Below are 8,167 nucleotides of genomic sequence, written 5' to 3' on the forward strand. Positions count from 1 at the left end.
GTTTGAGCGAGAATTACTCGTCTTCCAGTTCGATGTTGATACCCAGCGAACGAATCTCTTTCAACAATACGTTGAAGGATTCTGGCATGCCCGGCTCCATCTGATGGTTGCCGTCCACGATGTTTTTATACATCTTAGTACGACCGTTCACGTCATCAGACTTAACGGTGAGCATTTCCTGCAGGGTGTATGCTGCGCCGTATGCTTCCAGCGCCCACACTTCCATCTCCCCGAAACGCTGACCACCGAACTGTGCCTTACCACCCAGCGGCTGCTGAGTAACCAGGCTGTAAGAACCGGTGGAACGCGCGTGCATCTTGTCGTCGACCAGGTGGTTCAGTTTCAGCATGTACATGTAACCAACGGTTACCGGACGCTCGAACTGTTCACCAGTGCGGCCGTCGTACAGGCGGATCTGACCAGAAGTCGGCAGGTCGCCAAGTTTCAGCAGCTCTTTAATTTCTGCTTCTTTCGCACCGTCGAAGACCGGCGTTGCGATTGGCATACCTTTGCGCAGGTTTTCAGCCAGACGCATAACTTCTTCATCGCTGAAGGTACTCAGGTCAACTTTCTGACGAACGTCAGCGCCCAGATCGTACGCACGCTGGATGAATTCGCGCAGTTTCGCGACTTCTTGCTGCTGTTTCAGCATGGCGTTGATCTTGTCGCCGATACCTTTCGCAGCCATACCCAGGTGGGTTTCGAGGATCTGACCGATGTTCATACGAGACGGTACGCCCAGCGGGTTCAGTACGATGTCTACCGGCGTACCGTTTTCATCGTAAGGCATATCTTCGATCGGGTTGATCTTAGAAATTACACCCTTGTTACCGTGACGACCTGCCATCTTGTCACCAGGCTGGATACGGCGTTTAACCGCCAGATATACTTTAACAATCTTCAGCACGCCCGGTGCCAGATCGTCGCCCTGGGTGATTTTGCGGCGTTTCGCTTCGAGTTTCTTCTCGAACTCGTGTTTCAGTTCGTCATACTGCTCAGCCAGCTGTTCCAGCTGATTTTGTTTCTCTTCGTCGGTCAGGCCCAGCTCCAGCCAGCGATCGCGCGGCAGTTTGTCGAGCTTCTCAGCTTCAACGCCACCGGCTACCAGCACAGCACGGATACGGCTGAACAGACCCGCTTCGAGGATCTGCAGTTCTTCAGACAGGTCTTTCTTCGCCTGTTTGAGCTGCATTTCTTCGATTTCCAGCGCACGTTTGTCTTTTTCTACGCCATCGCGAGTAAAGACCTGAACGTCGATAACCGTACCGGATACACCGTTTGGTACGCGCAGAGAAGAGTCTTTAACGTCAGACGCTTTCTCACCGAAGATCGCACGCAGCAGTTTTTCTTCTGGGGTCAGCTGAGTTTCGCCTTTCGGCGTAACCTTACCAACCAGAATGTCGCCACCGGTCACTTCCGCACCAATGTAAACGATACCGGATTCATCCAGTTTGGAGAGCGCAGCTTCACCCACGTTCGGGATGTCAGCGGTGATCTCTTCCGGCCCCAGCTTGGTGTCACGGGACACACACGCCAGTTCCTGAATGTGGATGGTGGTGAAACGGTCTTCCTGAACAACACGCTCGGATACGAGGATGGAGTCTTCGAAGTTGTAACCATTCCACGGCATGAACGCTACGCGCATGTTCTGACCAAGCGCCAGTTCACCGAGGTCGGTGGACGGACCATCTGCCAGCACGTCGCCACGCTCTACCGGTTCCCCCAGAGACACACACGGCATCTGGTTGATACAAGTGTTCTGGTTAGAACGGGTGTATTTGGTCAGGTTGTAGATGTCGATACCTGCTTCACCCGGATACATCTCGTCTTCGTTAACTTTGATAACGATACGGGAAGCATCCACGTACTGAACGACACCACCACGTTTAGCAACCGCAGTTACACCGGAGTCAACGGCAACAGCACGTTCCATACCCGTACCAACCAGCGGCTTATCAGCGCGCAGAGTCGGAACGGCCTGACGTTGCATGTTCGCACCCATCAATGCACGGTTGGCGTCATCGTGTTCCAGGAACGGGATCAGGGACGCACCGACGGATACCACCTGCTGGGTGGATACGTCCATGTAGTCAACCTGGTCACGGCTGAACAAGCTGGATTCGCCTTTGCTACGGCAAGTTACCAGGTCTTCTACGAAGTGGCCTTCTTCATCCAGGTTGGAGTTCGCCTGGGCGATAACGTAGTTGCCTTCTTCGATAGCAGACAGGTAGTGAATTTCGTCAGTTACAACACCGTCGGTCACTTTACGATACGGAGTCTCAAGGAAGCCGTATTCGTTAGTCTGTGCGTACACGGACAGAGAGTTGATCAGACCGATGTTCGGACCTTCAGGGGTTTCGATTGGACATACGCGACCGTAGTGAGTCGGGTGTACGTCTCGAACTTCGAAGCCTGCACGTTCACGGGTCAGACCACCCGGGCCGAGTGCGGAGATACGACGTTTGTGCGTAATCTCAGACAGCGGGTTGTTCTGGTCCATAAACTGAGACAGCTGGCTGGAACCGAAGAACTCTTTCACTGCTGCAGAAATCGGCTTGGCGTTGATCATATCCTGAGGCATCAGGGTATCCAGATCGCCCAGAGACAGACGCTCTTTCACCGCACGCTCTACACGCACCAGGCCAACGCGGAACTGGTTTTCCGCCATTTCGCCAACAGAACGGATACGACGGTTGCCGAGGTGGTCGATATCATCGACTTCGCCTTTACCGTTACGGATATCGATGAGCTTTTTCATAACATCAATGATGTCGTCTTTGCTCAGGATACCGGAACCTTCGATTTCTTCGCGCAGCAGAGAACGGTTGAACTTCATACGACCAACCGCAGACAAGTCATAGCGGTCTTCGGAGAAGAACAGGTTCTCGAACAGGCTTTCAGCAGCTTCACGAGTCGGCGGCTCGCCAGGGCGCATCATACGGTAGATTTCTACCAGTGCGCTCAGACGGTCGTTAGTTGGGTCGACACGTAAGGTTTCAGAGATATATGGGCCGTGATCCAGGTCGTTGGTGAACAGCGTTTCGATACGCTTGTGACCAGACTGGCTCAGCTTAGCCAGCAGATCCAGGCTCAGCTCCATGTTCGCTGCGCAGATCAGCTCGCCGGTAGACTCATCAATATAGTCTTTAGCAACCACTTTACCTGCGATGTACTCAACCGGGACTTCGATCAGTTTGACGTCGTCTTTTTCCAGCTGGCGAATATGGCGCGCAGTAATACGGCGGCCTTTTTCTACGTACACTTTACCGTTAGCTTCGATGTCAAAAGATGCGGTTTCACCACGCAGGCGTTCCGGCACCAGTTCCATCTGCAGCTTGTTATCACGGATTTCAAAGATAACTTTTTCAAAGAACAGGTCGAGGATCTGCTCTGTGGTATAGTTCAGGGCGCGCAGAATGATGGTCGCAGGCAGTTTACGGCGACGGTCGATACGTACGAACAGGTTGTCCTTCGGATCGAATTCGAAGTCCAGCCAGGAACCACGGTAAGGGATGATGCGCGCGTTATACAGCACTTTACCCGAAGAGTGGGTTTTACCTTTGTCGGAGTCAAAGAAGACGCCCGGACTACGGTGCAGCTGGGAAACGATAACACGCTCAGTACCGTTGATAACAAAGGTACCGTTGTCTGTCATGAGCGGAATTTCGCCCATGTAGACTTCTTGTTCTTTAATGTCTTTTACGGTGCCTTCCGGCGCTTCGCGCTCATAGATCACCAGACGCAGTTTAACGCGCAGCGGTGCGGAATAGGTCACGCCACGGATTTGACATTCCTGGACGTCAAACACCGGTTCGCCAAGGCGGTAGCTGACGTATTGCAGCTCGGAATTACCGCTGTAGCTCTGAATCGGGAATACGGAACGGAAAGCAGCTTCCAGACCATACTGCCCTTCAGGATCTTGCTCGATAAATTTCTGAAACGAGTCAAGCTGGATAGAAAGGAGATAAGGTACATCCAGAACTTGTGGACGTTTACCAAAATCCTTACGAATACGTTTTTTCTCGGTATAGGAGTAAACCATAGGGTTCCTCAGCTCGCTGACAAGTCGACCCATCTGTCCATTGAGCGGACAGTTTGTGCAACACTATTTTGTTGACCGGAAAATGGAACACTTTCCGCAATGCCTGTTGCTATCACGCTTAAACCATTTCATTGCGATTTACACAGAACGGACGTCCTGTCGCAGTATATTAAGTCGTCGATAGAAACAAGCATTGAAAGGCACAGCAGTAGTCAAACAGTGTGAAACGCTACTGGCGCCTTACAGCGCAAAAAGGCTGGTGACTAAAAAGTCACCAGCCATCAGCCTGATTTCTCAGGCTGCAACCGGAAGGGTTGGCTTATTTAACTTCAACTTCAGCGCCAGCTTCTTCCAGAGCTTTTTTCAGTGCTTCTGCGTCGTCTTTGCTCACGCCTTCTTTCAGAGCAGCCGGTGCAGATTCTACCAGGTCTTTAGCTTCTTTCAGACCCAGGCCAGTTGCGCCACGTACTGCTTTGATAACAGCAACTTTGTTAGCGCCAGCAGCTTTCAGAATTACGTCGAATTCAGTTTTTTCTTCAGCAGCTTCAACCGGGCCAGCAGCTACAGCTACAGCAGCAGCAGCGGAAACACCGAATTTTTCTTCCATTGCAGAGATCAGTTCTACAACGTCCATTACAGACATAGCTGCAACTGCTTCAATGATTTGATCTTTAGTGATAGACATTTAAATTGTTCCTGAATATCAGAATAAGTTTATACGTAAGCGGATGCGTTAAAAAGATAACTGCGATTAAGCAGCTTCTTTCGCATCGCGTACAGCAGCCAGAGTACGAACCAGTTTGCCAGCCGAAGCTTCTTTCATGGTTGCCATCAGGCGTGCAATTGCTTCTTCGTAGGTCGGCAGAGTTGCCAGGCGGTCGATCTGAGACGCCGGGATCAGCTCACCTTCAAAGGCAGCGGCTTTGACCTCAAATTTTGCATTCGCTTTCGCGAACTCTTTGAACAGACGAGCAGCAGCGCCCGGGTGTTCCATAGAGTATGCAATCAGGGTCGGACCAACAAACGCGTCTTTCAGGCACTCGAACGGAGTACCTTCAACAGCACGGCGCAGCAGGGTGTTACGAACAACACGCATGTATACGCCAGCTTCGCGACCTGCTTTACGCAGTTCAGTCATTTTATCTACAGTTACGCCACGGGAATCCGCAACTACTGCAGACAGCGCGCCTTTGGCTACTTCGCTGACTTCAGCAACAATCGCTTGTTTGTCTTGAAGATTTAAAGCCATTAGCTTTGCTCCTGGATGTTTGCCAGAGAAAATCTCTGGAACTCACTTCACTCCTCCAAACGGAGAGAGCGTCTTAATTACGGTGAGCAGAAACAAGCCAGAATATAAAAGAATAATCTTAGCGTTCTGTCACCGTCTACGCAGGGGATTAAGTTTCTTGCGAAACTCCTGCGGTCTTCGACGGAGGCCTGGATAGGCCAGGCTCCAACGAACAAATCTTTTTAGCTGCTAACTTTCGTTAGCATACGTGGGGGTAAGATTGTAGACAAAATCACCGCCCACGTAAAGGCATTAGTTTACAGAAGCGCTCAGGCCAGCCTGGTCAACTGCAACACCTGCACCCATGGTGGTGGAGATGCTAACTTTCTTGATGTACACGCCTTTCGCCTGAGTCGGTTTTGCTTTTTTCAGCGCAACCAGCAGAGCTTCCAGGTTTTCTTTCAGTTTGTCAGCGTCAAAGTCCACTTTACCGATGGTGGTGTGGATGATGCCGTTTTTGTCGTTACGGTAACGAACCTGGCCAGCTTTAGCGTTTTTAACCGCTTCAGCAACGTTCGGCGTTACAGTACCCACTTTCGGGTTTGGCATCAGGCCGCGCGGACCCAGAACCTGGCCCAGCTGGCCAACAACGCGCATTGCATCCGGAGAAGCAATAACAACGTCAAAGTTCATTTCGCCTTTCTTGATCTGGTCAGCCAGATCTTCCATACCTACCAGTTCAGCACCTGCAGCTTTAGCAGCTTCAGCGTTTGCACCCTGGGTAAATACGGCTACGCGAACGGAACGGCCAGTACCGTGCGGCAGTACAGTTGCACCACGTACGTTCTGGTCAGATTTACGAGCGTCGATGCCGAGGTTAACAGCTACGTCCACGCTTTCTACGAATTTAGCAGTCGCCAGTTCTTTCAGCAGAGCGATAGCTTCGTTGATGTCGTACTGTTTGGTTGCATCAACTTTCTCGCGGATAACACGCATGCGCTTGGTCAGTTTAGCCATTTCTTAGTCCTCCACTACCAGGCCCATGGAACGTGCAGTACCTTCGATGGAGCGAGTCATCGCTTCAATGTCGGCACCAGTCATGTCGGCAGCTTTGGTCTGCGCGATTTCCTGCAGCTGAGCGCGGGAAATTTTACCCACTTTGTCTTTGTTCGGCTTACCGGAACCAGACTTGATACCAGCCGCTTTTTTCAGCAGAACTGCTGCTGGCGGAGTCTTGGTAACGAAAGTGAAAGAACGGTCAGCGTAAACGGTGATTACTACCGGAATCGGCAGACCTTTTTCGATGGAATCAGTTTTTGCGTTGAACGCTTTGCAGAATTCCATGATGTTTACGCCCTGCTGACCCAGAGCCGGACCTACTGGCGGACTCGGGTTAGCCATACCAGCTGCAACCTGCAGCTTGACATAGGCTTGTACTTTCTTAGCCATTATAAATTCCTCAAGTTGGGTAATAACGCCTCTGAGAGGCTCCCCGTGATATAAAAAATCGTTTTACGGGCAAGGCCCATAAAAACAAAAGGCGCGAAATTGTATTCCAATCTCGCGCCTTGTGCAACGATTAAATCGCCGCTTTTTTGATCGCTGGGTTAGGCTTTTTCAACCTGGCTGAAGTCCAGCTCTACCGGGGTCGCACGACCGAAGATAGAAACAGACACTTTCAGACGAGATTTCTCGTAATCCACTTCTTCAACAACACCGTTGAAGTCAGCGAACGGACCATCATTAACACGGACCATTTCACCCGGTTCAAACAGCGTTTTCGGACGCGGCTTATCACCAACCTGCTGCAGGCGGTTCATAATCGCATCGACTTCTTTATCGCTGATTGGTGCAGGACGATCGGAAGTACCGCCGATGAAGCCCATCACACGCGGTACGCTGCGCACCAGGTGCCAGCTCGCGTCGTTCATCACCATCTGAACGAGGACGTAGCCAGGGAAGAATTTACGTTCGCTTTTGCGACGCTGACCGCCACGGATTTCAACCACTTCTTCGGTTGGTACCATGACTTCACCAAACAAATCTTCCATGTTGTGTAATTTGATATGCTCACGCAGCGACGTTGCTACGCGGCCTTCAAAACCGGAAAACGCCTGAACGACGTACCAGCGCTTTTTAGGAGCTTCAGACATCTCAGAACCTCAGGCCAGTGATAAAGGATACCAGGCGAACCAGAATACCATCCAGTCCCCACAGGATCAGTGACATTACTGCGGTAACCGCAGCCACAATCAGCGTGGTGTGCAATGTTTCCTGGCGAGTCGGCCAAATGACCTTACGGACTTCGGTACGCGCTTCACGGGCAAAAGCAACGGTAGCTTTACCTTTTGTCGTTAACAGCGCGACACCACCCGCTGCAGCAATCAGAATTACTACGGCCAGCGCACGCAGCGGCAGCATAATGTCGCGATAAAGATAGTTGCCGACAATCGCCACCAGGAGCAATGCCACCACAACGACCCACTTCATCGCTTCCAGGCCGCGCCCGCTTCCTTGAGCTTCGGTATTCGCACTCATAAACCAACCTGTCAGAAGTTTTCTACAAACATTTTCACCCCGCGATCGCGAGGCAAACCAAATCGAAACGCGTATTAGCTTTTCGGATTATACGCCCTCAACAGAGCCTGTCTCAGCAATGATTATGACAAAGAAAATCACTGATGAGCCAGGTTCTGGTACGAAAGCGTGCAAAAAGGGCATCAAATGATGCCCTTTTAGTGCGCATTGCGTCAAATGTTATCGGCAATTAGCTCAGAACTTTTGCTACAACGCCCGCGCCAACGGTACGGCCGCCTTCACGGATTGCGAAACGCAGACCGTCGTCCATCGCGATCGGGTGGATCAGGGTAACAACCATTTTGATGTTGTCGCCCGGC

General features: G+C 51.4%; 7 protein-coding genes and 1 pseudogene. All 8 read right to left on the reverse strand.

Annotated elements, in window-relative coordinates; genetic code table 11:
• Window positions 1-13: 13 nt before the first annotated feature.
• Window positions 14-4,042, reverse strand: coding sequence for a DNA-directed RNA polymerase subunit beta (gene rpoB / locus ACJHWR_RS23825; RefSeq protein ID WP_000263098.1), 4,029 nt, complete (start codon window positions 4,040-4,042; stop codon window positions 14-16).
• A gap of 319 nt (window positions 4,043-4,361) precedes the next feature.
• On the reverse strand, window positions 4,362-4,727 hold the full coding sequence (rplL, locus tag ACJHWR_RS23830) for a 50S ribosomal protein L7/L12 (RefSeq protein ID WP_000028878.1): 366 nt from the start codon (window positions 4,725-4,727) through the stop codon (window positions 4,362-4,364).
• A 66-nt stretch (window positions 4,728-4,793) separates the two neighbouring features.
• Window positions 4,794-5,291, reverse strand: coding sequence for a 50S ribosomal protein L10 (rplJ, locus tag ACJHWR_RS23835; RefSeq protein WP_001207201.1), 498 nt, complete (start codon window positions 5,289-5,291; stop codon window positions 4,794-4,796).
• Window positions 5,292-5,582: 291 nt separating this feature from the next.
• Entirely contained in the window at window positions 5,583-6,287 is a 705-nt protein-coding gene (gene rplA / locus ACJHWR_RS23840; protein ID WP_001096684.1) for a 50S ribosomal protein L1, read from the reverse strand.
• Window positions 6,288-6,290: 3 nt separating this feature from the next.
• Entirely contained in the window at window positions 6,291-6,719 is a 429-nt protein-coding gene (gene rplK / locus ACJHWR_RS23845) for a 50S ribosomal protein L11 (RefSeq protein ID WP_001085926.1), read from the reverse strand.
• A 158-nt stretch (window positions 6,720-6,877) separates the two neighbouring features.
• A complete protein-coding gene (nusG, locus tag ACJHWR_RS23850; protein ID WP_001287516.1) occupies window positions 6,878-7,423 on the reverse strand; it encodes a transcription termination/antitermination protein NusG in 546 nt (181 codons plus the stop codon).
• A gap of 1 nt (window position 7,424) precedes the next feature.
• Window positions 7,425-7,808 carry a preprotein translocase subunit SecE gene (gene secE / locus ACJHWR_RS23855; RefSeq protein WP_001275702.1) on the reverse strand — a complete coding sequence of 128 codons (384 nt, stop codon included), beginning with the start codon at window positions 7,806-7,808 and terminating at the stop codon, window positions 7,425-7,427.
• A gap of 229 nt (window positions 7,809-8,037) precedes the next feature.
• Window positions 8,038-8,167, reverse strand: a pseudogene (gene tuf, locus ACJHWR_RS23860) (elongation factor Tu); the annotation flags it as partial.

It is taken from the genome of Escherichia sp. WS568 (assembly GCF_046486085.1).
Classification (GTDB): Bacteria; Pseudomonadota; Gammaproteobacteria; order Enterobacterales; family Enterobacteriaceae; genus Escherichia; species Escherichia coli.